Origin of the sequence: Bradyrhizobium sp. LTSPM299, assembly GCF_000938235.1 — a bacterium.
Classification (GTDB): domain Bacteria; phylum Pseudomonadota; class Alphaproteobacteria; order Rhizobiales; family Xanthobacteraceae; genus Bradyrhizobium.
In genome coordinates this window covers 529,286-552,452 of the sequence record NZ_JYMU01000006.1, presented here as the reverse complement: position 1 = coordinate 552,452, position 23,167 = coordinate 529,286, and the positions used below count along the sequence as shown (strand labels likewise).

27 protein-coding genes are annotated in these 23,167 nt (G+C 62.9%); 12 read left to right on the top strand and 15 right to left on the bottom strand.

Going from position 1 to position 23,167, the window contains the following annotated elements; all coding sequences use genetic code 11:
* The first annotated feature begins 31 nt into the window (after nucleotides 1-31).
* The gene (purL, locus tag UP10_RS03790) at nucleotides 32-2,251 is read left to right on the top strand and encodes a phosphoribosylformylglycinamidine synthase subunit PurL (RefSeq protein ID WP_044586002.1); all 2,220 of its coding nucleotides are present in this window, start codon (nucleotides 32-34) and stop codon (nucleotides 2,249-2,251) included.
* A gap of 41 nt (nucleotides 2,252-2,292) precedes the next feature.
* Here purL and UP10_RS03785 read toward each other — a convergent pair whose 3' ends face one another.
* Both UP10_RS03785 and UP10_RS03780 read right to left on the bottom strand, forming a co-directional pair.
* On the bottom strand, nucleotides 2,293-2,553 hold the full coding sequence (locus UP10_RS03785) for a GlsB/YeaQ/YmgE family stress response membrane protein (protein ID WP_044586177.1): 261 nt from the start codon (nucleotides 2,551-2,553) through the stop codon (nucleotides 2,293-2,295).
* Nucleotides 2,554-2,722: 169 nt separating this feature from the next.
* Nucleotides 2,723-3,910: an acyltransferase family protein gene (locus UP10_RS03780; protein ID WP_044586001.1), complete on the bottom strand. Its 1,188-nt coding sequence runs from the start codon at nucleotides 3,908-3,910 to the stop codon at nucleotides 2,723-2,725.
* Nucleotides 3,911-4,105: 195 nt separating this feature from the next.
* On the opposite strand from UP10_RS03780, the gene UP10_RS42780 reads away from it, so the two are divergent.
* Nucleotides 4,106-4,279 carry a DUF1328 domain-containing protein gene (locus UP10_RS42780; RefSeq protein ID WP_044541507.1) on the top strand — a complete coding sequence of 58 codons (174 nt, stop codon included), beginning with the start codon at nucleotides 4,106-4,108 and terminating at the stop codon, nucleotides 4,277-4,279.
* A 76-nt stretch (nucleotides 4,280-4,355) separates the two neighbouring features.
* On the opposite strand, the gene UP10_RS03770 is transcribed toward UP10_RS42780, so the two are convergent.
* Entirely contained in the window at nucleotides 4,356-4,715 is a 360-nt protein-coding gene (locus tag UP10_RS03770; RefSeq protein WP_044586000.1) for a DUF427 domain-containing protein, read from the bottom strand.
* A 263-nt stretch (nucleotides 4,716-4,978) separates the two neighbouring features.
* Here UP10_RS03770 and UP10_RS03765 point away from each other — a divergent pair, with 263 nt between their 5' ends.
* Together UP10_RS03765 and UP10_RS03760 are read left to right on the top strand one after the other, a co-directional pair.
* A complete protein-coding gene (locus UP10_RS03765; RefSeq protein WP_044541505.1) occupies nucleotides 4,979-5,215 on the top strand; it encodes a BolA family protein in 237 nt (78 codons plus the stop codon).
* Nucleotides 5,216-5,242: 27 nt separating this feature from the next.
* Complete coding sequence (locus UP10_RS03760) at nucleotides 5,243-6,424, top strand: low temperature requirement protein A (protein WP_044585999.1); 1,182 nt, start codon at nucleotides 5,243-5,245, stop codon at nucleotides 6,422-6,424.
* A gap of 18 nt (nucleotides 6,425-6,442) precedes the next feature.
* Here UP10_RS03760 and UP10_RS03755 read toward each other — a convergent pair whose 3' ends face one another.
* The 3 genes from UP10_RS03755 to egtB are packed head-to-tail and all read right to left on the bottom strand — an operon-like array spanning nucleotide 6,443 to nucleotide 9,140.
* Entirely contained in the window at nucleotides 6,443-6,838 is a 396-nt protein-coding gene (locus UP10_RS03755) for a DUF4345 domain-containing protein (protein ID WP_044585998.1), read from the bottom strand.
* A gap of 26 nt (nucleotides 6,839-6,864) precedes the next feature.
* The gene (egtD, locus tag UP10_RS03750) at nucleotides 6,865-7,833 is read right to left on the bottom strand and encodes an L-histidine N(alpha)-methyltransferase (protein WP_044585997.1); all 969 of its coding nucleotides are present in this window, start codon (nucleotides 7,831-7,833) and stop codon (nucleotides 6,865-6,867) included.
* A 53-nt stretch (nucleotides 7,834-7,886) separates the two neighbouring features.
* Entirely contained in the window at nucleotides 7,887-9,140 is a 1,254-nt protein-coding gene (egtB, locus tag UP10_RS03745; RefSeq protein ID WP_082076970.1) for an ergothioneine biosynthesis protein EgtB, read from the bottom strand.
* Between the two features lie 293 nt (nucleotides 9,141-9,433).
* On the opposite strand from egtB, the gene grxD reads away from it, so the two are divergent.
* From grxD to UP10_RS03725, 4 genes are read left to right on the top strand one after another with little or no spacing between them, the layout of a single operon-like run.
* A complete protein-coding gene (grxD, locus tag UP10_RS03740; protein WP_044541499.1) occupies nucleotides 9,434-9,766 on the top strand; it encodes a Grx4 family monothiol glutaredoxin in 333 nt (110 codons plus the stop codon).
* 2 nt (nucleotides 9,767-9,768) lie between these two features.
* Nucleotides 9,769-10,314 (top strand): O-acetyl-ADP-ribose deacetylase, encoded by a 546-nt coding sequence (locus UP10_RS03735; protein WP_502692150.1) that lies wholly within the window; start codon nucleotides 9,769-9,771, stop codon nucleotides 10,312-10,314.
* Nucleotides 10,315-10,357: 43 nt separating this feature from the next.
* Nucleotides 10,358-11,644, top strand: a complete 1,287-nt coding sequence (locus UP10_RS03730; protein WP_044585995.1) for a serine hydrolase domain-containing protein — start codon at nucleotides 10,358-10,360, stop codon at nucleotides 11,642-11,644.
* 1 nt (nucleotide 11,645) lies between these two features.
* Nucleotides 11,646-12,911, top strand: a complete 1,266-nt coding sequence (locus UP10_RS03725) for a serine hydrolase domain-containing protein (protein WP_044585994.1) — start codon at nucleotides 11,646-11,648, stop codon at nucleotides 12,909-12,911.
* 65 nt (nucleotides 12,912-12,976) lie between these two features.
* Here UP10_RS03725 and UP10_RS03720 read toward each other — a convergent pair whose 3' ends face one another.
* The 7 genes from UP10_RS03720 to UP10_RS03700 form a co-directional block, all read right to left on the bottom strand.
* Nucleotides 12,977-14,044: a threonine aldolase family protein gene (locus UP10_RS03720; RefSeq protein WP_044585993.1), complete on the bottom strand. Its 1,068-nt coding sequence runs from the start codon at nucleotides 14,042-14,044 to the stop codon at nucleotides 12,977-12,979.
* Between the two features lie 42 nt (nucleotides 14,045-14,086).
* Complete coding sequence (locus UP10_RS42775) at nucleotides 14,087-14,365, bottom strand: type II toxin-antitoxin system RelE/ParE family toxin (RefSeq protein ID WP_082076969.1); 279 nt, start codon at nucleotides 14,363-14,365, stop codon at nucleotides 14,087-14,089.
* Nucleotides 14,362-14,589 (bottom strand): hypothetical protein, encoded by a 228-nt coding sequence (locus tag UP10_RS03715; RefSeq protein ID WP_044585992.1) that lies wholly within the window; start codon nucleotides 14,587-14,589, stop codon nucleotides 14,362-14,364. The genes UP10_RS42775 and UP10_RS03715 overlap by 4 nt, the downstream gene beginning before the upstream one ends.
* Nucleotides 14,590-14,709: 120 nt before the next feature.
* Nucleotides 14,710-15,327, bottom strand: a complete 618-nt coding sequence (gene rpsD, locus UP10_RS03710; RefSeq protein ID WP_044585991.1) for a 30S ribosomal protein S4 — start codon at nucleotides 15,325-15,327, stop codon at nucleotides 14,710-14,712.
* Nucleotides 15,328-15,563: 236 nt separating this feature from the next.
* Nucleotides 15,564-16,349: an acyltransferase gene (locus tag UP10_RS03705; protein ID WP_044585990.1), complete on the bottom strand. Its 786-nt coding sequence runs from the start codon at nucleotides 16,347-16,349 to the stop codon at nucleotides 15,564-15,566.
* A 776-nt stretch (nucleotides 16,350-17,125) separates the two neighbouring features.
* Nucleotides 17,126-17,326: a hypothetical protein gene (locus tag UP10_RS42770; protein ID WP_082076968.1), complete on the bottom strand. Its 201-nt coding sequence runs from the start codon at nucleotides 17,324-17,326 to the stop codon at nucleotides 17,126-17,128.
* Between the two features lie 423 nt (nucleotides 17,327-17,749).
* Complete coding sequence (locus UP10_RS03700) at nucleotides 17,750-18,142, bottom strand: PRC-barrel domain-containing protein (RefSeq protein WP_044585989.1); 393 nt, start codon at nucleotides 18,140-18,142, stop codon at nucleotides 17,750-17,752.
* Between the two features lie 223 nt (nucleotides 18,143-18,365).
* On the opposite strand from UP10_RS03700, the gene UP10_RS03695 reads away from it, so the two are divergent.
* From UP10_RS03695 to UP10_RS45135, 3 genes are all read left to right on the top strand, one after another.
* Nucleotides 18,366-18,545, top strand: a complete 180-nt coding sequence (locus UP10_RS03695) for a DUF2934 domain-containing protein (RefSeq protein ID WP_044585988.1) — start codon at nucleotides 18,366-18,368, stop codon at nucleotides 18,543-18,545.
* A gap of 140 nt (nucleotides 18,546-18,685) precedes the next feature.
* Nucleotides 18,686-19,192 (top strand): YciE/YciF ferroxidase family protein, encoded by a 507-nt coding sequence (locus UP10_RS03690; protein WP_044586175.1) that lies wholly within the window; start codon nucleotides 18,686-18,688, stop codon nucleotides 19,190-19,192.
* 92 nt (nucleotides 19,193-19,284) lie between these two features.
* Nucleotides 19,285-19,458, top strand: coding sequence for a hypothetical protein (locus tag UP10_RS45135; RefSeq protein WP_197086732.1), 174 nt, complete (start codon nucleotides 19,285-19,287; stop codon nucleotides 19,456-19,458).
* A 99-nt stretch (nucleotides 19,459-19,557) separates the two neighbouring features.
* Here UP10_RS45135 and UP10_RS03685 read toward each other — a convergent pair whose 3' ends face one another.
* Nucleotides 19,558-20,334, bottom strand: coding sequence for an HpcH/HpaI aldolase family protein (locus tag UP10_RS03685; RefSeq protein WP_044585987.1), 777 nt, complete (start codon nucleotides 20,332-20,334; stop codon nucleotides 19,558-19,560).
* Nucleotides 20,335-20,535: 201 nt separating this feature from the next.
* On the opposite strand from UP10_RS03685, the gene UP10_RS03680 reads away from it, so the two are divergent.
* Nucleotides 20,536-21,171 carry a phosphatase PAP2 family protein gene (locus UP10_RS03680; protein ID WP_044585986.1) on the top strand — a complete coding sequence of 212 codons (636 nt, stop codon included), beginning with the start codon at nucleotides 20,536-20,538 and terminating at the stop codon, nucleotides 21,169-21,171.
* Between the two features lie 62 nt (nucleotides 21,172-21,233).
* Here the strand turns inward: UP10_RS03680 and UP10_RS03675 are convergent, their stop codons facing one another.
* Nucleotides 21,234-23,108 (bottom strand): hybrid sensor histidine kinase/response regulator, encoded by a 1,875-nt coding sequence (locus UP10_RS03675; protein ID WP_082076967.1) that lies wholly within the window; start codon nucleotides 23,106-23,108, stop codon nucleotides 21,234-21,236.
* Nucleotides 23,109-23,167 lie beyond the last annotated feature (59 nt).

Below are 23,167 nucleotides of genomic sequence, written 5' to 3'. Positions count from 1 at the left end.
CGCTCCCGTTCGATCTACCTAAAAGGGACCCATGAACGCGTCCAAGAACGAGCCCATGATCACCCCCGAACTGGTCGCCGCCCACGGGCTGAAGCCGGACGAGTATGAGCGCATCCTGAAATTGATCGGGCGGGTCCCGACCTTCACGGAGCTCGGGATCTTCTCGGCGATGTGGAACGAGCACTGCTCGTACAAGTCCTCGCGCATCCATCTGAAGGGGCTGCCGACCAAGGCGCCCTGGGTGATCCAGGGCCCGGGCGAGAATGCCGGAGTGATCGATATCGGCGACGGCCAGGCGGTGGTCTTCAAGATGGAGAGCCACAACCATCCGAGCTACATCGAGCCCTATCAGGGCGCGACCACCGGCGTCGGCGGCATCCTGCGCGACGTCTTCACCATGGGCGCGCGGCCGATCGCCTGCCTCAACGCGCTGAGCTTTGGCGCGCCGGAGCATCCCAAGACCCGGCATCTGGTGTCCGGCGTGGTGGCGGGCGTTGGCGGCTACGGCAATTCCTTCGGCGTCCCGACGGTCGGCGGCCAGGTGCGCTTCCACACCCGCTATGACGGCAACATCCTGGTCAATGCGATGGCGGTGGGCCTCGCCGACACCGACAAGATCTTCTATGCGGCGGCGTCGGGCGTGAATATGCCGATCGTCTATCTCGGCTCCAAGACTGGCCGCGACGGCATCCATGGCGCCTCGATGGCCTCGGCCGAATTCGACGATGCCTCCGAGGAGAAGCGTCCGACCGTGCAGGTCGGCGACCCCTTCGCCGAGAAGCTGCTGCTGGAAGCCTGTCTCGAGATCATGGCCGCCGATTGCGTGGTCGCGATCCAGGACATGGGCGCCGCGGGCCTGACCTGCTCGGCGGTCGAGATGGGTGCCAAGGGCGACCTCGGCGTCGACCTCGACCTCGACGCGGTGCCGACCCGCGAGACCGGCATGAGCGCCTACGAGATGATGCTCTCGGAGAGCCAGGAGCGCATGCTCATGGTGCTCAAGCCCGAGAAGGAGAAAGAGGCCGAGGCGATCTTCCGCAAATGGGGCCTCGATTTCGCCATCGTCGGCTACACCACGCCGACCAAGCGCTTCGTCGTCAAGCATGGCGGCGACGTCATGGCCGACCTGCCGATCAAGGAGCTAGGCGACGAGGCGCCGCTCTATGACCGCCCGCATGTCGCCTCCAACGCGCAAGCCACGATCCGCGCCCAGGACGTGAAGGCTCCGGTCGGGATTTCACAGGCGCTTACGAGGCTGATCGGTACGCCCGAACTCGGCTCGAAGCGCTGGGTGTGGGAGCAGTACGACCACGTCATCCTGGGCAATACCGTGCAGCGGCCCGGCGGCGATGCCGCCGTTGTCCGCATCGAGGATGGGCCGAAGGGCCTTGCGCTTACCGTCGACGTCACGCCGCGCTATTGCGAGGCCGATCCGTTCGAGGGCGGCAAGCAGGCGGTGGCGGAAGCCTGGCGCAACATCACCGCGGTCGGCGGCCGGCCGCTCGCGATCACCGACAATCTCAATTTCGGCAATCCTGAACGGCCCGAGATCATGGGCCAGTTCGTCGGCTGCCTGAAGGGCATTGCGGAAGCCTGCATCGCGCTGGATTTCCCGGTCGTGTCCGGCAACGTCTCGCTCTACAACGAGACCAACGGTCGCGGAATCCTGCCGACGCCCTCGATCGGCGGCGTCGGTGTGCTCGACGATTTCACCAAGTCGGCGACGCTGGCGTTCAAGGCCGCCGGTGAGGCGATCCTCTTGATCGGCGATACGCAAGGCTGGCTCGGTCAGTCGGTGTACCTGCGCGATATCTGCGGCCGCGAGGAGGGCGCTCCGCCGCCGGTCGATCTCGCCGCCGAGAAGCGCAATGGCGACGTCATCCGCGGCATGATCCACGCCGGCACCGCGACCGCGGTCCATGACGTCTCCGATGGCGGGCTCTTGATCGCGCTCGCCGAGATGGCGATCGCGAGTGGCATTGGCGCGCAGCTGCTGGCGGCGCCATCTTCGATCGTGCCGTATGCCTATTGGTTCGGCGAGGACCAGGCGCGCTACATCGTCACCGTACCGGCGGCGGACGCCGGGCTCGTTCTGGCGAAGATGAAGGGCGCGGGCGTGCCCTGCGCGCGCATCGGCACCACCGGCGGCGATGCGATCGCGGTCGCCGGCGAGCCCCAGGTCGCGGTCGACGACCTGTCTCGCACCTTCGAACACTGGCTCCCGAACTACATGCGTGGCGCCGCCGCCTGATCCGACAGGATCAGGCGTACTCGTTTGAAAAAATGCTGCCGCTATCTTCCGCCGCGGATCGCGCGCCATGCGAAAATGATAACGCAGGCGCCGACAAAGCCGGTCACGAGGTAGCCGATCCAGCCTCCGCCCAGCGACACGCCAAGCAGACCCAGCAGGAAGTTGGCGAGCGCGGCGCCGACTATGCCGAGGGTGATGTTCATCAGAATTCCGGTGCCGGTCTTCATGAACATCTCGGCAAGCCAGCCGGCCAGTCCGCCGACGATGATTGCGGCGATCCATCCAATTTGCGGGTCGTTCATCTCAGCCTCCGTGAGGTCAATCAGTCCGGCCAGCATAACCGAGAATCGCCTGCCGGCATGTGACCAAAGTCAGGTTGTACGCATATTGTCGGCCGCGCTCCGGTGGCCGCGCCGGTGGCGCGGCTGGAGCAGCGTAGCGGAACGGAGGTCCGCGGTATCGCTGCGCGCGCTACAGCACGTGCTTCGCGCCGGGGATCTTGCGCAGCGCCGCCGTGACAGCCCAGCTCAGGATGATCGTGGTGAAAAACGCGATCGCGGCCTTTGCAATCGCCGGCAGCTCGAAGTCGAACAGCCAGTAGTGCAGCCACAGCACGATCGGATAGTGCACCAGGAACATGCCGTAGGCGTCGGCTTGCATGCGGTCGAGCAGCGTCGGGCCCGGCGACTTCGATTGCAGGAAGTAGGCTAGGATCGCGAACAGGATCGAGGCGCTGAACAGCACGTAGAACAGGCCGTAGATCGCAAGATACCAGGACGGCAGCGGATCGGGATTCCCGATGATCTCGCGCTTGATGTAGATCATGACCCACATCATGGCATACGGAATCAGCGTGATGATCGTCCAGAACCAGCGACGCTCGGTCAGCCGCCCATGTGCGCTGAGCAGACCGTTCTCGAAGTTTGCGACGCCAATGCCTGCACCGATGAAGAAGTATGCCGCATAGAGCAGCACGCGGCTTGCCTGCACCGAAAACGGTCCGAACTCGAACCAGTAATTCTGGCCATAATGGACCAGCATCGGGATGTAGACGAGGGCGCTGGCCACAACGAGGAACAGCCAGAATTTCGAAGGACGTTCAAACCCCTTCAGCGACAGCCGGTTGATCGGATCGAGCAACTTCGACGACACCCGGTAGAGCAGGCTCGCGGTTACGTCGAAGCACATCAAGACCCAGACGAACCAGACCGGGCCACTCGGCCACGGTCCGACGGTGACGGTTTTCCACCAGAATTCGGAGAAGGTCAGTCCCGGCGTCGCGCGCAACGCGATCGCATAATAGGCCAGCGGGATCACCGTGACGGCGCAGATCGCAAAGGGCAGGCCGAGCCGCAGCAGCCGGTCGCGCAGGAAAATCAGCCACGGCTTGTGGCCGAGGCCCGGCCACACGAACAGCCCCGACAGGAAGAAGAACATCGCCATGAAGAAGCTGTCGGTGGCGAGCACGACGCAGTCGAAGCCGATCCAGGACGTCGGATCGGTGTGCCCGAAATAGGTGTAGGGGATCACCGCGTGGTGCAGCAGCACGACCAGCGTCAGGAACGTCCGCGCGCGGTCCAGCGACACGTTGCGCGAACGCGCCTTCGGCGTTGCGTGGATGTCGACAGTGGCCGGAGCCACGTGAGCAATCGATTTCATAATGTCCCCGGCCGGTTGCGTGGCCGGATGTTGCAATTGGGAACCGGATTCAGCAAGGCCCAATTGCCTCGATTCCGTCGTGTCGAGGTCGGTCATCTCTGCGTATCTGTTTCGTTTCTGGAACTGGGGGCGCGGGCGGGCGTTACCCAAAGGACTGGCGGACGCGCAGGCGCGCGCGGCTTTGAGGGGCAAGCGATGACAATTCTGAAATGGGCGTTGATCTTTCTCGTTGTATCGATCATCGCGGGCTTGCTCGGCTTCACCGGCATTTCAGCCGCCTCGGCCGACATCGCGCGCTTCCTGTTCTACGTCTTTGTTGTGATCTTCCTGGTGCTGCTGATCCTTGGGCTGACGATATTCAGGGCGTGACGATGCGATGCGCCAAACAACGCCGTCATTCCCGGGCGATGCGTCAGCATCGAACCCGGAATGACGAATGCTTAGGTTAAGCCACTTCCTCGATCTTCACCTTGTCCGGATAGAACGCCAGATGGCCCGTGATCTCGGTCATGGCCGGGAACGGTGTTTCATAGGTCCAGATCGCGTTATCCAGCGTCTTGCCGTTGGCCTTGATGCTGTAATAGCTCGCGTCGCCCTTGTAGGGGCAATGCGTGGTCCGCTCGGTGCGGGCCAAAAGCGCCATGTTGGCGTCCTGGCGCGGCAGATATTGCACGGCCGGATAGCTCGCTTCCTTCAAGGTCAGCGCATGGGTCGTCTCGGCGATGACGACGCCATCGGCGGTGACGCGGACGCGCTTGGGATTGGCTGTGATGGTGATCGGATGGTCGGGACCGGGGAGCTTCATGGTTCTGCGCCTTTTGTGGTCATTTCGGCGTGATGGCTTGTGACCGATTGATGCATGTTTAAATCGCTGGGAATGGGCATATAGTATCTGCCGGGATGACCTAGAAGACCGCAGGCGCTAGGTTTTGCCGTCACGGCCGCGCGAGCCGGTCGTGATTCGATGGCGGCGGGAGCCGCCCTGATATGATGGTGGCGCGAGCCGCCCTGATACGAAGTCGGCGCGAGCCGCTCCGATTCGAAGCGACCTGATGGAGGTGAATTGGGATGCCGATGGACGCCCGCGATATCGAATCGATGATCAAGGCAGCGATCCCGGATGCCGAGGTGACGATCCGCGATCTGGCCGGCGACGGCGACCACTATGCGGCGACGGTCATTTCCGCCTCCTTCCGCGGCAAATCCCGCGTCCAGCAGCACCAGATCGTCTATCAGTCGCTCAAGGGCCAGATGGGTGGCGTGCTGCACGCGCTGGCCCTGCAGACCGGCGTACCGGAAGCCTAGGCCCGGCAACCGGGCGGGGTCTGATCGATGGCAGACAATCCGCGCGGCGCGATGTTTCGGGTCATCGTGCCGGACCAGCACAGCCGCGTCACCAATGCCGAGCTGCTGTTCGATCTCGTCTTTGTCTTCGCCGTCACGCAGCTGTCGCACACGCTGCTGAACCATTTCACTCCGCTGGGAGCGGTGCAGGTCACGCTGCTGTTCCTCGCGGTGTGGTGGGTGTGGGTCTACACCACCTGGGTCACCAACTGGCTCAACCCCGATCTGACGCCGGTTCGGCTCCTGCTGTTCGTGCTGATGCTGGGCGGGCTCGTGCTGTCGACCTCGATCCCGACGGCCTTTGACGGGCGGGGGCTGTGGTTTGCCGTGACCTATGCGGTCATGCAGATCGGCCGGACCCTGTTCTGGCTGCTGGCGACGCCGCCCCACCGCGCGGCGGTCCGCCACAACGCCATCCGTATCCTGGCCTGGCTGTCCTGTTCGGCCGTGCTCTGGATATCAGGCGGCCTGGCCGAGGGGCAAATCCGCCTCTGGCTTTGGATCGCAGCGGTGACGATCGAATATGCCGCGCCGGCGCTGCGGTTCTGGACGCCGAAGCTCGGGTTTTCGTCGATGGAGGCCTGGTCGGTCGAGGGCGGCCACATGGCCGAGCGCTGCGCAGGCTTCATCATCATCGCGCTGGGCGAAGCCATCGTCGTCGACGGCGCGACCTTCGCCGACCTCACCTGGACGCCCGAGAATGTGGCCGCATTCTTGTCGGCCCTGGTCGGCTCCATCGCGATGTGGTGGATCTATTTCCACAAGGGCGCCGAGGCCGGCGCCGAGATGATCTCGAAATCGGCCGAATCCGGGCGCGTGGCGCGGATCGCCTATACCTATCTGCACATGCCGATCATCGGCGGGATCATCCTGACAGCGGTCGCCGACGAACTGGTGCTGAAGCATCCAACCGGCCATTCCGATCTCAAGACGGTGGTGAGCGCGATCGGCGGTCCCTTGCTGTTCCTGGTCGGGACCATCCTGTTCAAGCACGTGATCCGCAACTTCCTGCAGCTCTCGCACGGCGTCGGCATCGTCGCGCTCGCGGTGACAGCCTATTTCGCAAGCGAGATGTCACCCCTGCTGCTGTCGATCGTCACGACCGCGATTATGATCGTGGTCGCGGCGTGGGAATCGATCTCATTGAGATCGGATACGGCAGAGGGGTAGCCGACGTCGCGATGCGCCTCACGGGCGAGCGGTCGCCGCCACACGATGCTGCCAATAGACGAACAGCGGAGCGCCGATCAGCTCGAGCGCGGTGAAGCCCACGAACGGAATTGGCGGCGAACCGACCAACAGGATCGAGAGCAACCTGCCGACGCCTCCCAGGAAGATGGCGCCCCAGACCACGCGGAACAGGACGGTCTGACTTTCGATGCGCGGAGTCAGCCAGAGCAGCGAAAGGCCGAGGCCAAGCCACACTCCGCCGAAGAAGCGGAGATTGCTGTCCAGCACCGGCAGCGCTGGAACGCCCGCCGATGCGTAAAGCGGATCGCTCACGCCCAGCATGGTGATCACGCCGGTCACGATCGGCACCAGGGCAAGCACGGCTGTCGTGATCTGCAGCGCTCGCCTGCCCATGACGGTTTCCGATCTCGCCGGTCGGCTTATTCCGCGGTCAGCGCATGCACCGAGAACATCCGGTTCGCGTCGGTCCAGCTTTCCCGCACCATCCAGCCGGAACTGCGAGCCAGCGCGGTGAAGCGTTCCAGTGAGTATTTGTAGCTGTTTTCGGTGTGGATGCTCTCGCCCGGGCGGAACGCGAAGCTGTTGCCGAGGATGCGCACGGTCTGCGCCTTGCGGCTGATCAGGTGCATCTCGATGCGATGCCGATCGCGATTGTAGATCGAGCGGTGGGTGAATCCCGAGAGGTCGAAATTGCCGCCGAGTTCGCGGTTGATGCGAACCAGCACATTGAGATTGAAGCGCGCCGTGACGCCGGACGCATCATTGTAGGCGTCGTACAGCACGCGCTCGTCCTTTTCGAGGTCGACGCCGATGATCATCTGCGCGCCATCTCCCAGGATCTGACGCGCGCTGCGCAGGAAGGCGGCCGCCTCTTGCGGCTCGAAATTGCCGAGCGTCGAGCCCGGGAAGAAGCCGACCTTCGGCATCCCGGCGACGGCTTCGGGTAGGGCGAACGGCGCGGTGAAATCGGCGGCGACCGGATAGATGCCGAGATCGGGGAAATCCTTGCGCAGGCCGTCGGCCTGGGCTTTGAGGAAATCGCCTGAGATATCGACCGGCACATAGGCGCCAAATTCGCAGTGCTCGAGCAGCAGCCGCACCTTGGTGGTCGCGCCCGCGCCAAATTCGACCAAGGCAGCCCCATCAGGGATGATCGCGGCGATTTCGTCGCCGCGGTCGCGCAGGATGCCGAGCTCGGTCCGCGTCGGATAATACTCCGGCAGCACCGTGATCTGCTCGAACAGCTCCGAGCCCGCGGCGTCGTAAAAATATTTCGGCGACAGCCGTTTTGGGTGACGGGCGAGATCGCCGATCACGTCGCCGGCGAACGCCGAGGTCGCTTCGTCGAACGGATACGCTTTGGCCAAAGCGGCGGCATGCACATTCATGATACTCTCCTGAACGCGCTTTCCGGCGCGCTATTGATGTCGACAGGAATCAATCAGGCGTAATCGGCGAGGCGTAACCCCGTGAATTGCCAGCGGTGGAAGGGATAGAAGAAATTGCGGTAGGTGACACGGCTGTGACCGGCCGGTGTCGCCAGCGAGGAGCCGCGCAGCACCAGCTGGTTGATCATGAACTTGCCGTTGTACTCGCCGAGCGCGCCCTCGATCGCGCGGTAACCGGGATAGGGCGAGTAGGAGCTGCGGGTCCATTGCCAGACGATGCCGTAGGCGTCGTTGAGCTGGCCGGCGCGTGCGGCGACCTCCCATTCCATCTCGGTCGGCAGATGCTTGCCGGCCCAGCGGGCAAAGGCGTCGGCTTCATAGTAGCTGACATGGCACACGGGGGCTGACGGATCGATCGGCTGCAGGCCACCAAGCGTCATGATCTTCCATTCGCCGTTGACCTCGCGCCAATGGCCGGGCGCCTGCCAACCCTCGTTGCTGACGTTGGCAAAGCCGTCCATCAGCCACAGCGTCGCGGTCGAATAACCGCCGTCCTTCATGAACGCGAGCCATTCGGCATTGGTGACGAGATTCTTCGCAAGTTTGACCGGCCCGACGAGGGCGCGATGTGCGGGCTTCTCATTGTCGAAATGGAAGCTGTCGTCGGCATGCCCGACAGAGTGGATGCCTTCGTTCAGCGTGAGCCATTGTTCGCCGCCGCGATGAGATGCCGGGAAGCGCCACGCCGGATCGTAGGCCGGCGGGATCGGGTTCTGCGCGAAGGCGTGCAGGATATCGGTGAACATCAACTCCTGATGCTGCTGCTCATGATTGAGCCCGACCTCGACCAGCGGCACAAGCTCGTGAAGTTTTTCCTCTCCCGCGCGCTGGAAGAATTTGACCACCTCGGCGTCGACATGGCGGCGGTAGGCGGTGACTTCGCCGGCGGTCGGGCGGGTCAGATGGCCGCGTTGGTGGCGGGCATGCCTGGGGCCGGCGCTGACGTAGTAGGAATTGAAGAGATAGGCATAGTCGGGGTGGAACGGGGTGTACCCATCGACGTGTTCGCCGAGCAGAAACTGTTCGAAGAACCAGGTGGTATGGGCGCGGTGCCACTTGGCGGGGCTCGCATCCGGCATCGACTGGATCAACTGGTCTTCCGGCGACAGCGGCGCGGCCCGGCGCTCGGTCTCGTCGCGGACCGCAAGGTAGGAATCCACCAGCCGCTGGGCCAAAGACCCGGATTCGGAAAACAGCGACAGGGGAGCGTTGGCAATGGCGGCCGCGGCGGAGGCTGGCTTCGTCACGATGGTCTCCGGTTCTTGGGGAGAACGTTGGTTCAGCGGACTGGTTCCCGACGGATAGTTCGTCCTAGATGGGGGCTCCGTTACGGGAAAAAAGCCTCCCCGGCGATGATATTGGCGCCATCGGACTACGAGCCGCGCTCTTGGGCGCCCGTCCGGCGTCTGCCGCATGCCTGATTTCCGGCCATTTTGCTTTGGATGCACAATGGTTTGGGGTACATATATGGCAGGTCATGGGTTAGACAGGGCGGGCCGGTCCGTAAGGCTTGAGAGCGCCGCCCCACAAGGAAGCGAAAATGAGCATCGAGCAATTCATCGACAACGAAGTGAAGTCGAACGACGTCGTGCTGTTCATGAAGGGCACGCCGCAATTCCCGCAATGCGGGTTTTCCGGTCAGGTCGTGCAGATCCTCGACCACATCGGTGTCGGCTATAAGGGCCTCAACGTTCTCGAATCGGCCGAGCTGCGCAACGGCATCAAGACCTTTTCGAACTGGCCGACGATTCCGCAGCTTTATGTGAAGGGCGAATTCGTCGGCGGTTGCGACATCATCCGCGAGATGTTCCAGGCCGGTGAGTTGCAGCAGCTGTTTGCTGACAAGGGCGTTCCGGTCGACGCGACGGCCTGACCTTGACGGCGCGCCAGATCGGCCAGGCGCGGCTTGACGTCATCGTTGCCGACATCACGACCCTGCGCGTTGACGCCATCGTCAACGCCGCCAATTCGTCGCTGCTGGGTGGTGGCGGCGTGGATGGCGCGATCCACCGTGCCGCGGGACCGGATCTGGTCGCCGAATGCCGTATGCTTCACGGTTGCAAGACCGGCAACGCCAAGATCACCAAAGGCTATCGACTGCCAGCCAACCACGTGATCCACACAGTCGGCCCCGTATGGAATGGCGGCAAGCTCGGCGAGGACGATCTGCTTGCGTCCTGCTATCGCCGCTCCATGGAGCTCTGCGAAAAGCACGGGCTCGCGTCGGTCGCCTTCCCTGCGATCTCCACCGGCATCTATGATTTCCCCGCAGATCGCGCGGCTGCAATTGCGGTCAGAACGGTCGTCGAGGCTCTGACGGCAACGCCCGTGATCGGTCATATCATTTTCTGCTGCTTTTCCGCCCCCAGCGCTGAATTACATCAGGATGCCTTGGCCCCCTTTGGCAGCCCTTGTGCCTGACGACACGGCCGCTACACTTCCTCGTGAAGTCCGGGAGGGATTGATGAATTCATTTCGATTGGTGTGCGGGGCTGTGGCCGCCGCGGTGTTGCTGGCTGCATCGCCGGCGTTCACTCACACTGAAGGTACCTACGAAATTCCGGCCGGCGCGCATTTCAACCCGGACAAGCTCGCCAGGATCTCGGAATTCTTCAAGGACCAGGTGGCGACCGGCAAGATCGCCGGCGCGATCGTTCTGATCCAGCAGCACGGCAAGCCGGTCTACCACGAATCTTTCGGGGTGCAGGACGTCGTCAGCAAAGCGCCGATCACTGACAAGACCATCTTTCGACTGGCCTCGATGAGCAAGTCGATCTCCGCCGTGGCGTCGATGCAGCTGCTCGAGGAGGGCAAGTTCAAGCTCGATGATCCCGTTTCGAAATACATTCCGTCCTTTGCCGATGTGAAGGTCGGCGTCGAGAAGAAGGCCGAGGACGGCACCAAGACGCTCGAACTGGTGCCGCCCAAGCGGCCAATGACAATTCTCGATTTGATGACGCATACGTCGGGCGTGACCTACGGCTTCTATGGCGACAGCCTGGTGCGCAAGGCCTATCGCGAAGCCAATATCTATGGCGGCGATTTCGACCTCGCCGAATTCGCCGAGCGCATCGCCAAGCTGCCGCTGCACAATCAGCCCGGCGGGCTCTGGCAGTACGGCCACTCCACCGACATTCTGGCGCGGGTGATGGAAGTCACGACCGGTGAGAAGCTTTCGACGATCGAGCGCAAGAATCTGCTCGATCCGCTCGGCATGACGGACACCGGCTTCTTCGTCACCGATCCCGAGAAGCAGAAGCTGATGGCCGAGCCGCTGCCGACCGACAGCGATTTCCGTGTCGGTCGGGTCAACGATCCGACCAAGGTCAAGAAATGGGAATCGGCCAGCGGCGGCATGGTCTCGACCATGGCCGACTATTCGCGCTTTGCGCAGATGCTGCTCAATGGCGGCACCTTCGAAGGCAAGACCATCCTGAAGCCCGAGACGTTCAAGGACTTGACGACCGACCGCGTCGGCCCGGGATCGGGGGTCGAGCGCGACAGCTTCTATTTCCCCGGCGACGGCTTCGGCTTCGGGCTCGGCATCGCGGTCCGCACCGATCCCGGCAACGCGAAGCCGCCGCCGCCCGGCGACCTCGGCGAACTGAAGTGGGACGGCGCAAGCGGCTGCTATTACGTGATTGACCGCAAGCAGGACCTGTTCTTCATCCTGATGGAGCAAACACCGAGCCAGCGCCAGCCCATCCAGGTGAAGTTGAAGCAGTTGATCTATGAAGCGATGGAGAATTGAGATGCGCGGGCGCCGCGCGCTGGTCGCGGCGCTCGTGCTCTTGTTCGGTGCGGTTGGTGCGCGAGCGAGCTCCGAGGGGCCCGCCGCGCATCATTTTTCGCCGGAGGGCCTCGCCAAGGTCTCCGACTACGTCAGGAACGAGATCGCGACCGGCAAGATACCCGGCGCGATCCTGTTGCTGCAGCAGCACGGCAAGCCGGTCTATTACGAGAATTTCGGCGTTCGCGATGTCGCCACCCAACTCTCGATGAGCGCGGACACCATCTTCCGTCTCTATTCGATGTCGAAGCCGATCACCTCTGTCATGGCGATGATGCTGGTCGAGGAGGGCAAGCTCCGCCTGGACGATCCGGTCTCGAAATACATCCCGGCGTTCGCCGACATGAAGGTCGGCGTCGAGAAACACGGCGAGGACGGCAAGGTCGCGCTGGCGCTGGAGCCGCTCAAGCGGCCCATCATGATCGAGGATCTGATGCGCCAAACCGCCGGGGTGCCCTATGGCTATTATGGCGGCGGTGAGGTGAACAAGCTCTACGCCGACGCCCATCTCTCACACAGCGACGATCTCACCAATGCCGAATTTGCGGCGAAGGTCACCACACTGCCGCTCGCGGAGCAGCCCGGCACGCTGTGGGATTACGGCCATGGCATCGACGTTCTCGGCCGCGTCATCGAGGTGATCACCGGACAGTCGCTGTTTCAATTCGAGAAGGAGCGGCTGCTCGGTCCGCTCGGAATGAACGACGCCGCGTTCTACGTCGCCGATCCCACAAAATGGCCGCGCATTGCCGAACCGATGCCGAATGATCGCGCGATCGGTCAGGTCACGCAGGTGCGCGATCCCAGGAAGCCGCTGAAATGGCAATCCGGTGGCGGCGGGATGGTCGGCACCGTCGGCGACTATGCGCGCTTCGCGCAGATGCTGTTGAACGGCGGCACCTATGAGGGCCGGCGCTATCTGAAGCCGGACACCATCGCGCTGATGGCGTCGGATCATATCGGTCCCGAGACCGGGATTGCGCGCGATCAGAACTACTACCCCGGTCCGAATTCGGGTTACGGCCTCAGCTTCGCGGTCCGCACCTCGGTGCCGGAAGGCACCTCCTGGCCGCTTGGCGAGTATCGTTGGGACGGCGTCGGCGGCACCTTCTTCTTCATCGATCCCGAGGACGATTTTCTCGGGATTTTCCTGGTGCAGACGCCGTCGCAGCGCGGCCGGATCCAGCAGGAATTGAAGACGCTGATCTATCGGGCGATGGGGCGCTGAGCGTTAGGCTGTTTTTTGACGCGTTTTCTTCACGAGAACCGGTATCCACTTCGCTCGAAAACGCTCTACGCCCCGCGCACGATCTCCCTGACGTGGCCGACCGTCTCCTCGATCTGGGCCGCGGTCACGTCGAGATGGGTGCAGGCCCTGATGCGGCCGTCCATCATCGCCAGCATCACGCCGCGCTTGCGCAACTCGGCGACCATCCTGTCGCCGGGCACGCCCGCGCCATCGGGCTTGAAGAAGACGAGGTTGGTCTCGGGCGCCTGAACCTCGATGCCGTCGATCTGCGATAGCCCGCGCGCCAGCGCCCGCGCATTGGCATGGTCGTCCGCAAGGCGGTCGACGTGATGGTCGAGCGCGTAAACGCAGGCGGCGGCGGCGACGCCGGACTGCCGCATCGAGCCGCCGAGCCGCTGCTTCCAGCGCCAGACGTCGTCGATAAAGGCGCGCGTGCCGGCGATGGCGCCGCCGATCGGGGCGCCCAGCCCCTTGGAGAAATCGATCCAGGCGGAATCCCAGCCCGCCGTCATATCGCGCGGCGAGATGCCCGATGCGACGGTGGCGTTCAAGAGCCGGGCGCCGTCCATGTGGGTGGCTAGGCCATGGGCCTTGGCCGTTGTCACGATCTCATCGAGCGCGGCCTTGTTCCAGATCGTGCCGCCGCCGATATTGGCGGTCTGCTCGACGCTGACGAGGACCTGCGGCGGCTGATAGCGGGTGCGCGGATGCAGCGCGGCGCGGAAGGTCTCCGGTGTGAATTGGCCGTCGTCGCCCGGCAGTGGCGTGATCTGGAAGCCGCCGAGCGCTGCATGGGCGCCGCCCTCGCGCGCGATGATGTGGGCGGTTGCATGCGCCAGGATCTCATCGCCGGGGCGGCAGTAGGCCAGGGTCGCTGCGACATTGCACATCGTGCCCGACGGCATGAACACGGCGGCTTCCTTGCCGAGCAACTCGGCGACGCGGGCGTTGAGCAGATTGGTGGTCGGATCGTCGCCGACCTGCTCGTCGCCGACCTCCGCGCGCGCCATCGCCTCGCGCATCGCCGGCGTCGGTTTCGTCTGCGTGTCCGACAGCAAATTGATGCGGACGGGCGGAGCCTTCGGATCGAGTGGGGCAGGGGTGTAGAACATCGACGCTCCTCATTGCTCCGCGACGCGGCGCGGGTTCGCTGCTTAGCCTATAGGTCTCCAGGCAGCGCAACGAAACCGCATAATGATAATCTCGGTTGGCATCACGCGATAATCGATCAGGTAAGGGTACGGCGTCGCCGGAAGCTGGCGGACGCCGGGACGGCTTGTTGCGCGTCCCGCATAGGGCCGCTCCTGCAGCAGGGTGACGAGAGCGAGGACACGATCACGAACGTGAACCGCTCCCTGAGGCGATCGTGCTGCGATGTAGGAGAGCGCCTGATCAATCTGGGCAAGAGCGCGTCTCGTATAGCGAACGTTCACAGCCCGTGTTTCGCCCACACCGCACGTACTTCCTGAGCGGTCGCCAACTCGCCGCGCGCAATCTCGGCGTCGGCCTCGGCCAGATCTGCCTCTTCCTCGGCCGTTAGCTGGAGCGGCGGTTGGTCGACACCGGCGAGCTGCAGCATGACTCGCGCGAGGTCGTCCTGCTCCGCATCGGGCAGATTAGAGACGGTATCAAACGCCTGTTCGAGCAGTCGGGTCATCGGCAAGATTTCTCAACTAAGGCAGGCATCTGCCAATTGCCGCATATACTATCATCTTGCGGCGAAACAAAAAGGCCCCGGCAAAACCGGGGCCCTTGATATCTCGCAACGCTGCAATGATCAGCGCGAATAGAATTCGACGATCAGATGCGGCTCCATCTGCACCGGGAACGGCACGTCGGTCAGCGCCGGGACGCGGACGAACTTCGCGGTCATCTTGCTGTGATCGACCTCGAGGAAATCGGGCACGTCGCGCTCGGGCAGCTGGGCGGCTTCCAGCACCGGCGTCAGCTGCTTGGAGGATTCCTTGACCTCGATGGCGTCGCCGATCTTCAGCTTGTAGCTGCCGATGTTGACCTTGCGGCCGTTCACCTTGACGTGGCCGTGGTTGATGAACTGGCGCGCGGCGAACATCGTGGCGACGAACTTCGAGCGATAGACCACGGTGTCCAGACGGCGCTCCAGCAGACCGATCAGGTTCTCGCCGGTGTCGCCCTTCATGCGACCGGCCTCGACATAGATACCGTGGAACTGGCGCTCGGAAATGTTGGCGTAGTAGCCCTTGAGCTTCTGCTTGGCGCGGAGCTGCACGCCGAAATCGGAGAGCTTGCCCTTGCGGCGCTGGCCGTGCTGGCCGGGGCCGTATTCGCGGCGGTTCACCGGGCTCTTCGGGCGGCCCCAGATATTCTGGCCCATACGGCGATCGATCTTGTACTTCGCCTCACTGCGCTTTGTCATCGCGTCCTCTTTCAGGTTTCAGGTTTTGAGGAAACGCGCCCTCCTGTGCACCGGCCGAAGGGCCGATGCCGACAGGTCCGCCTCGAAGCTCGAGGAAAACCACGGGTCGCGAAACGCATCGCGGGCCGAAACCGGCCCGCTAGCAAGCGGGGTTCTAGGGAGAAAGCGCCGTCCTGTCAAACGAAACGGCCTGCTTTTTTGGCCGATTTGGCATCAAAACCGGCCATTTCGACGCATCACGGCCGCTTTACGACGGCCAGGATCGGCCGGGGCTCGGTTTGCGGCAGAATCGCGCGCAACTCGGCTGATATCTCGTTGTTCAGCACCTGTTCCAGCCGGGTCAGCGCTTTGGCGATCAGGGCGGCGTCGCAGACCAGATGGTCCCAGCGCAGCACGACATCGACGGTCTGGTCCGGCTTGATCACGCCGTAACTCAGCAAAAACGGGCCCGGGCTCAGCGCATGCAGCTCGCCGGGGCCATAGGCCGCGACCGAAGTCACGCCAAAACTGCCGCAGAAATTGGCGCGCTGCCGGCCGAAATTCATCCCGATCGCCCAGGCCAGCCGGCGCAGCGGCAGCGGCAGGCCGGCCACGCACAAGGTTTTGCGGAACGAGGGGATCTCCTGCAGCGGGGCGCTTTTGGCGTGCCGGATCGTCGCATCGATGTCGGCAAGCGTCATCTCGTCCGGCGCGCAGACCCGTTCGAACAGCACGCAATCCTCGCCGTCAACGACCCGGGCAATCGCCACCATGCCGATATTGCGCGGCAATTCGTAGAGGCCCGGCCAGGGCCATTTGACATGGAGCGTGCGCAACACAGGCTCGTCCCTGGCAACCAGGGCGAATGCCTTGACGAAGATGGCGGCCCAACCCGGCGGGCGGGCTGCAAGCGCGCGGGCCTCAATCACCGCCCGGACGTTCAATGGACGGATCAGCGAGACGAACGGCACGCGCGCCGACACATGCATGAGATCGGCGACGAGACGGCGCGGCAGCGAGAATTTACGATACCGACCGCGCATCCGTTCCGCTCAAATCCCTGCAATTGGCAAAAAAATCATGCGGCCGGCCCGCCAAAATCCGCCGCTCGCCCTTGTTAGCACGAACCCAACCGCTATGAGGCCAATTGGTTCAGCCCCAATTCGTCTAGTCATGGTGCGGGTTTTGGCGCCGGTGTTGCCGGCCGCTCCGCCGGACGTCTTGGCATCGTGCACCGCACCCTCCGCGATCTGGCAGGAATCGCAAGAGTTTCTTGAGCATCTGTTTGTTCTCCCTGGCGGCGGAAGCTTAGCAGTGCCGCCATGGCGCGACCAGTTGGTAGACCTCAGACCTTAGGAGGTTCAACGCGCGCGCCAATGATCTCGCGGCACGGAACGTGTCCGAGGATGTCTGTTCATCTTCGCCCCGCTCGCCAGCCGCGCACAACGGAAGGGAGCCGCCAACTGAGGCGGCCTCTAGATGTTGAAGATGATCCGAGACGCCAGGATCACCGAAAAGACGCCGAGCCCGATGATGGCGATTTTCAGAACGCGGTCGGCCGCCATAGGCGCATCCTCACCTTGCGAGTTTCGGATTCATCCGTCCGTCGGGAATTTTGTGAGTCATCGGGCCGCTGGCCTTTTCAGGCTTGTGATCGAACCGACCAACCTTGCGTGTGCCTTGCCATAGCTCGACGCCGTGCCCGTTGACCAAGGACTTGGCGCGCGCATTGGCTGCATCGTCGTTCGGGCACTCAAAGTCAAGACGCCTGAGGACAAGGTCGTCAGTACCCTACGATGTAGGCGCGGTACTCGGTCATCTATTTAGGTGCTTGCAGCCCGGGAGACCTCAACCATTCGCTCATCTGCGAGGCGGTCTCGGCCTGTCGTGCTTTTCGGATCAGCCGCTCTCGTTCAGTGCCGGGCGGTGTTCCCCTGGCTTGCTTGCGCAGGCGCTCAGCCTCGTCGATGAGGCGATCTTCGAGAGGTTCGGATTGCTTGAAGCGGCGCGGCGTTTCCATGACTTACTCCTTTCCACAAGAGAAAGGCGGGAGCGCTGACCGGGCGTTCTCATCACCGATAAAAGCCAAAGGGCGGGGCGGTGATGACGTAGCCTGGTGCGTTCGGTGACGAGCTGATGGTCAATATTGACCACCTCGGACAGATTAGGAAGCAAAACAGGCCACTCCCAACTTAGGCCACCAGCAATTGCCGCGTCTCATTTCAGGGGCGCAGCCCAGTGAACCAAATTGACCTGTCGGTGATCGACAGTGATGCCGGGGTCGTAACCCAGTCTGTACCCAGTCTGTGGCGGGATGATCGCGGGATCGTTTTTCTTCGACTCGCGTTCGGCCCAGACCCGGCTCTCGTGAGCCAAGGTCTGCGGCACTCGCAGTTCGCGTCAACCGCCACGACAAACTGCCGTGGCGGCTGGTCGACTTGCCTTACTTCTTCTCAGGCACCCACGCAGTGCTTGCCTTGTCGTAGGTGAATCCGGGCGCGCTCTTCAGATTGTCCTTGGTCTCGTCGAGCGAGAGCCACCATTTGTCGTTCTTCTTCTGGGTCTTCACGGATGTGAACGGCACGATCACGTCCTTTTCGCCCGCGCCGAGAAATCCGCCGACGCCGATGACAAGACCTGTCACCCGGCCTTCCTTGTTGACGAGCACGTCATCGACGTCGCCGATCTTGTTTTCCTTCGGGTCGTACACCGACTGCTTGTAGTAGTTGGTCACGGTCCAGCTTTCCGACGGGGCGGCCGACATGCTCGTCGTCGCGGCATAGGCGGCGGTGGACAGGACGGACGCGAAGGCAATTCCAGCTGCAAACTTTTTCATTGGTGGGCTCCTCTTGGAAGGTGAGCCCAATCAACGAGCAACAGGCATTGCAGTTCCTTCGACGATTCCGCGTCGGCATTTTACCGCTTCCAACTTAGGAAACTTCATCGCCGCGGCGAATTAATTGTTGGGTCGGGTCCTTCAAAGATCTGGCCTGCACGGTCCCGCCTCGAGTCCCCCCAAACCCCCAAGGGCAGGACCGTGCTTCAGGGAGGACACGAGAATGGCGAGCGAAGAGCAAATCCGGAATTACGCGCATCGGCTTTGGGAAGAGGCCGGGCGTCCCGACGGCAGGGATGCCGAATTCTGGCATGCGGCCGAGGTCGAGTTGAACGCAGAGAGCGAGAGCCCCGACGCGCCAACCCAGCCTGACCAGCCGAACAGCACGACCATTCCTGGCTGATGAAGTTAACCTCCTCCGCAAGCGTAGCTCTTTGCTGAGAGGTGGTGACACTGAGACACTTCGTCGAACTTGCGTTGAGCAGGAACTTAGTCGGACGCGTGAGGTTGCTCCATGCAATCAACCTCACCGCGGAGACGACCATGGCCAAGATGAAGAAGCTTGAAGACCTGTTTCACGACACTCTCAAGGATGTCTATTTCGCGGAAAGGAAGATTCTCGCGACGCTGCCAAAAATGGCGAAGGCCGCACAGCATGAGGGACTGAAAGCTGCTTTCACGAAACACCGCGGCGAGACCGAAGGTCAGATCGTCCGCCTCGAGCAGGTGTTCGCTGAGATCGAGCGGAAGCCCCAGGGCAAGACCTGCGAAGCCATCTTGGGCATCACGAAGGAAGGCCAGGAAGTCATGGATGACTACGAGGATATGCCCGCCCATGACGCGGGCTTGCTCGCCGCCGCGCAGGCCGTCGAACATTACGAAATGTCCCGCTACGGCACGCTGTGCGCCTGGGCCGAAGAACTCGGCTACACCAAGTCGGTCAAGTTGCTGCAAAAGACCCTTGACGAGGAACGTGCGACCGACGCCGCTCTGACCAAACTGGCGAAAGCCGTTATCAACGTGGACGCTGAACGAGACGAAGCCGCCTGATTGGCGGTCGCGCTCTCGCCTCGCGAGCTGTAATTTCCCAGCGGCAGGAACCCCTGCCGCTGCCTTCCCTTGAGCATGCAGAGGAGTCTCCGATGACGAACAAGACGAATCCGAGCGAGAAGGAGCCGGGCGAAAAGCAGCCCGGAAAATACCACTACAACCCCGGCAACATGTCCGGCAAAGAGGCCGAGAAAACCGACACGGGCAAAGACGAATCCGATCGGGTCAATAACGCCGACAAGAAAACCGATCGGCCTCACAAGTAAGCGTGGCGCCAACGCGTCGCGCCCGATGACGGGCTGTGATATCCGGGACCGTTGTTCGGTCCCGCATATCGCAACTGCTCACGCAGGACACCGCGTGCCTCATCGCTTGATCCCGGCAAACGCCGCCGCAATCCCGCGCTGGAACAGCGACCAGTCGAAACCCAGCGCGAGCCCGAGGTAGCCGCGGTCGATCATCGCGTTGGCTTGCTCTGCGGTGCGCGCGACGCCGACGATCGGCACGCCGCTTCGCATGATGCCATCTTCGGCGCGCTGCATCAGCGCGACCACGTCGGGATCGTCGGGCAGGTCGCGTTTGTTGATCGAGGTGGCAAGATCGCCGGGGCCGATGACGGCGAGGTCGATGCCTGGTGTCGCCATGATCTCGTCGATGCGGTTCACGGCGTCGACATGCTCGATCGTGATCATGCAGATCATGTCGTCGTCGGCGGTCGCCATGTAGTCGGCCATCGAGACACCCCAGCGGAACGGGGCGTGGAACGGCCCCCACAGCCGGTCGCCTTTCGGCGGATAGCGCACGCTGCGCACCGCCTTGGCGGCATCCTCGGCGTTGCAGATCATCGGAAAATTGATGCCGAGCGCGCCGATGTCCATCGGTGCCTTGGCAAGCCAGGACTCGTTGGCGGCGATCCGCACCATTGGTACGCATGGGGTGCCTGATGTGGCCACGATCATCCCATGCGCGGTGCCAAGATCGATCGGGCCGTGCTCGAGGTCGACGATGATCCAGTCCAGCGACTGCGCCATGATCTGCACCGTCTGAATGCTCGGAATGGTCGCGATCGCGCCGAAGGTCGGGCGCTTCTCGCGCCACTGCTGGCGCAGGCGGTTGAGCGGCGTCGGCGATGTGGATGTCAAATGCAGTACTCCTGCGGTGAAGGCGAGAGCAAACTAGCAGCACACAGTGACGGCGAAAAGCAGGGGCGGGCTGGGACGCTGCTGCCGAACAACGGAGCAAGGCGCGAGCGCGATGCCGGATATTCCGTTCCGGCGCGCGCCATTGGACCCCGGCGGCGGTTGGCGCGTTGAAAATCAAGCTGATGTCCGATCTGGAGAGCCATGCGCACCGCAGCCCAAATTCGAGCAAGTCGCCTTCGCCGCGGGGCAGTTTTTCCGGTCACGATACGGCCGACCCGGGCGGATGTCGCGATCGCGCGCACCATCGCCCGCGACACCGCACCTGCTCCGGAACAGATCGCCCGCGCGATGACCTGGGGCGCCGACGAGAAGGTGCTTCTCGTTCTCGCCGCCGCCGGCTGGCTTGCCTCGCGCGGCCGCAGCGAAGCGCTGCAGCGCGCCGGCAATCATGCGCTGCTGGTGACGGCAGCGGTGTCGCTGCTGCCGCATGGCTTGAAGATCCTGTTCGACCAGACCCGCCCGGATCGCTGGACAGTCATCGGCCACGTCCACGGCGTCGCGTTTTCCGGCAAGCGCGAGGACGCCTTTCCATCCGGCCATGCGCTGCACATGGGCGCGCTGGCCTCCGCAGCCGGGACGTTGCCGCCCAGTCCCCGCCGGGCAATCCGAGCGCTCGCGGTTGGCCTGTCGCTGACCCGAATTGCGGTTCTCGCGCACTGGGCGAGCGACGTGGTGGTGGGGTTTGCGTTGGGAGCAGTGCTTGAACGGCTGCTGCGATTATGGACCGGCTATCGAGCCGAAGCCTCTGTTAGGTCCCCGCCCGCAACAGGGCTGTAAATCGGCAGAAAGGGAAGTTCCTGTTGGGGAACGCGGCCCGAGGGAGCCAAGGGGAATGCGCCTCAAGCCAGTTTCTGCAGCTCGCGGCTCAGTTCGTGCAATTGATAGGGCTTGCGCAGGATCGCAAACTGCGTGCCGACCTCCTTGGTCGAGGCGCTGTAACCGGTCACGAGCAGGATCGGCATTTCAGGGTCTTTCTCACGGATGGCTTTGGCCAATCCGACCCCATCCATCTTGCCAGGCATCACGACGTCACTGAAGACGATGTCGATGCCGTTCGTTTCCAGCTCCGCCAAGGCGGCTGGCGCGTCGGCAGCCCAGCGTACGCGGTAGCCGAGCTGTTCGAGCAAACCGGTGCTGACGACCGCGACCTCGGGATTGTCCTCGACAAGCAGGACGGTTCCGCGCCCCTTCGATAGCGATGGCTCCTGATCGACTGTGAGTTGCGCGGCTGCTTTCGGCAGGCAGATGGTAATGGTGGTGCCTTCGCCCAACGCGCTCTTGAGCGCAACACTTCCTCCGGCCTGATGCGCAAAACCGTGCACCTGGGACAGGCCAAGGCCGGTGCCTTTGCCGACCGCCTTGGTGGTGAAGAACGGATCGAAGACCTTCTCGGCGATGTCGTCAGGAATTCCCACTCCGGTGTCTTGCACGGATATGGCCACCTCCGCCTTGTCCGGAATGTTTTTCGCGCTGATCGTCACCGTACCGCCGTCGGGCATCGCATCGCGCGCGTTGATGACGAGGTTCACGAGCGCAGTCTCAAACTCGTTTGGATCGACCTCAATGTTCCAGATGTCGTCCGGGATCTCGAATGTGAGGATCACGGAACTCCCTAATCCGCTTTTCAGCATGTCGCGGAGCACGTCGATCCGCTCGGACAATGAAATGGATTGCGGTTGAAGGCTCTGCCGCCGGGCGAAGGTGAGCAGCTGGCTGGTTAGCGATGCCGCGCGCTGCGAGGCGCCCTCGATGGATTGCAACGCCTTGAGCGCCTTCTCCCCGGTGACCTCCTTGCGTATCGCGTTGAGACTTCCGGAAATGATCATCAGGATGTTGTTGAAGTCATGGGCAATGCCGCCGGTGAGCTGGCCGAGCGCGTCGAACTTCTGGGATTCGGCGAGTTGCCGTTGCATCACTGCGAGCTTTTCCTGCGCTTCTTTCCGTTCACTGATGTCGCGGGTGATCTTGGCAAAGGCAATCAGCTCGCCGGCGTCGTTGCGGATGGGGTCGATGACGACACTGGCCCAGAAGAACGAGCCGTCCTTGCGGACCCGCCAGCCTTCCTCCTCGTAACGCCCGGTGTCCTGCGCAATTCGCAGCGCCCTGGCGGGCTTTCCCGCCGCCTGGTCGAGGGGGGTGTAAAAGCGCGAGAAATGCTGGCCGACGATGTCCTCGGCGGAATAGCCCTTGATGCGCACGCCGCCGGCATTCCAGTTCGATACGATGCCGGTCGGATCAAGCATGTAGAGGGCGTAATCGGTGACGCCTTCGACCAGCGTCTTGAACTGGTTTTCGCTTTTCGAAAGATCGGTCAGCGCGTTTTGGCGTTCGGTGATGTCGCGCGTGATCTTGGCAAAGCCGATCAGCTTGCGCTTCTCATAGATCGGGTCGATCACGACGGAGGCAAAAAACCGCGAGCCGTCCTTTCGGACGCGCCAGCCCTCGGCGATAAAATGCTTCTCCCTTCGGGCGGTTTCCAGTGCCCGTTTCGGAAGGCCCTCCGCGCGGTCCTCGGGCGTGTAAAACGTCGAAAAATGCTGACCCAGGATTTCCTTGGCCTTGTAGCCCTTGATGCGCTCAGCCCCCTTGTTCCAGTTGGTGACGTGACCTTCCGGATCCAGCAGATAGACGGCATAGTCGGTGATGCCCTCTACGAGCAGGCGGAAATTGCGCTCACTCTCATAGAGGTCCTGCTTCTGTTTGCCGCCAGCCATTACATCTCCAGTCTACCCAGCAAACCGGCTTGGGGCACAATAGTTCCAAGTCGACATAT

Coding starts and splice junctions, on each gene's coding strand:
- purL (WP_044586002.1), top strand. CDS start 32: ATGAACGCGTCCAAGAACGAGCCCATGATCACCCCCGAACTGGTCGCC.
- UP10_RS03785 (WP_044586177.1), bottom strand. CDS start 2,553: ATGAACGACCCGCAAATTGGATGGATCGCCGCAATCATCGTCGGCGGA.
- UP10_RS03780 (WP_044586001.1), bottom strand. CDS start 3,910: ATGAAATCGATTGCTCACGTGGCTCCGGCCACTGTCGACATCCACGCA.
- UP10_RS42780 (WP_044541507.1), top strand. CDS start 4,106: ATGACAATTCTGAAATGGGCGTTGATCTTTCTCGTTGTATCGATCATC.
- UP10_RS03770 (WP_044586000.1), bottom strand. CDS start 4,715: ATGAAGCTCCCCGGTCCCGACCATCCGATCACCATCACAGCCAATCCC.
- UP10_RS03765 (WP_044541505.1), top strand. CDS start 4,979: ATGCCGATGGACGCCCGCGATATCGAATCGATGATCAAGGCAGCGATC.
- UP10_RS03760 (WP_044585999.1), top strand. CDS start 5,243: ATGGCAGACAATCCGCGCGGCGCGATGTTTCGGGTCATCGTGCCGGAC.
- UP10_RS03755 (WP_044585998.1), bottom strand. CDS start 6,838: ATGGGCAGGCGAGCGCTGCAGATCACGACAGCCGTGCTTGCCCTGGTG.
- egtD (WP_044585997.1), bottom strand. CDS start 7,833: ATGAATGTGCATGCCGCCGCTTTGGCCAAAGCGTATCCGTTCGACGAA.
- grxD (WP_044541499.1), top strand. CDS start 9,434: ATGAGCATCGAGCAATTCATCGACAACGAAGTGAAGTCGAACGACGTC.
- UP10_RS03730 (WP_044585995.1), top strand. CDS start 10,358: ATGAATTCATTTCGATTGGTGTGCGGGGCTGTGGCCGCCGCGGTGTTG.
- UP10_RS03725 (WP_044585994.1), top strand. CDS start 11,646: ATGCGCGGGCGCCGCGCGCTGGTCGCGGCGCTCGTGCTCTTGTTCGGT.
- UP10_RS03720 (WP_044585993.1), bottom strand. CDS start 14,044: ATGTTCTACACCCCTGCCCCACTCGATCCGAAGGCTCCGCCCGTCCGC.
- UP10_RS03715 (WP_044585992.1), bottom strand. CDS start 14,589: ATGACCCGACTGCTCGAACAGGCGTTTGATACCGTCTCTAATCTGCCC.
- rpsD (WP_044585991.1), bottom strand. CDS start 15,327: ATGACAAAGCGCAGTGAGGCGAAGTACAAGATCGATCGCCGTATGGGC.
- UP10_RS03705 (WP_044585990.1), bottom strand. CDS start 16,349: ATGCGCGGTCGGTATCGTAAATTCTCGCTGCCGCGCCGTCTCGTCGCC.
- UP10_RS42770 (WP_082076968.1), bottom strand. CDS start 17,326: ATGGAAACGCCGCGCCGCTTCAAGCAATCCGAACCTCTCGAAGATCGC.
- UP10_RS03700 (WP_044585989.1), bottom strand. CDS start 18,142: ATGAAAAAGTTTGCAGCTGGAATTGCCTTCGCGTCCGTCCTGTCCACC.
- UP10_RS03695 (WP_044585988.1), top strand. CDS start 18,366: ATGGCGAGCGAAGAGCAAATCCGGAATTACGCGCATCGGCTTTGGGAA.
- UP10_RS03690 (WP_044586175.1), top strand. CDS start 18,686: ATGGCCAAGATGAAGAAGCTTGAAGACCTGTTTCACGACACTCTCAAG.
- UP10_RS45135 (WP_197086732.1), top strand. CDS start 19,285: ATGACGAACAAGACGAATCCGAGCGAGAAGGAGCCGGGCGAAAAGCAG.
- UP10_RS03680 (WP_044585986.1), top strand. CDS start 20,536: ATGCGCACCGCAGCCCAAATTCGAGCAAGTCGCCTTCGCCGCGGGGCA.
- UP10_RS03675 (WP_082076967.1), bottom strand. CDS start 23,108: ATGGCTGGCGGCAAACAGAAGCAGGACCTCTATGAGAGTGAGCGCAAT.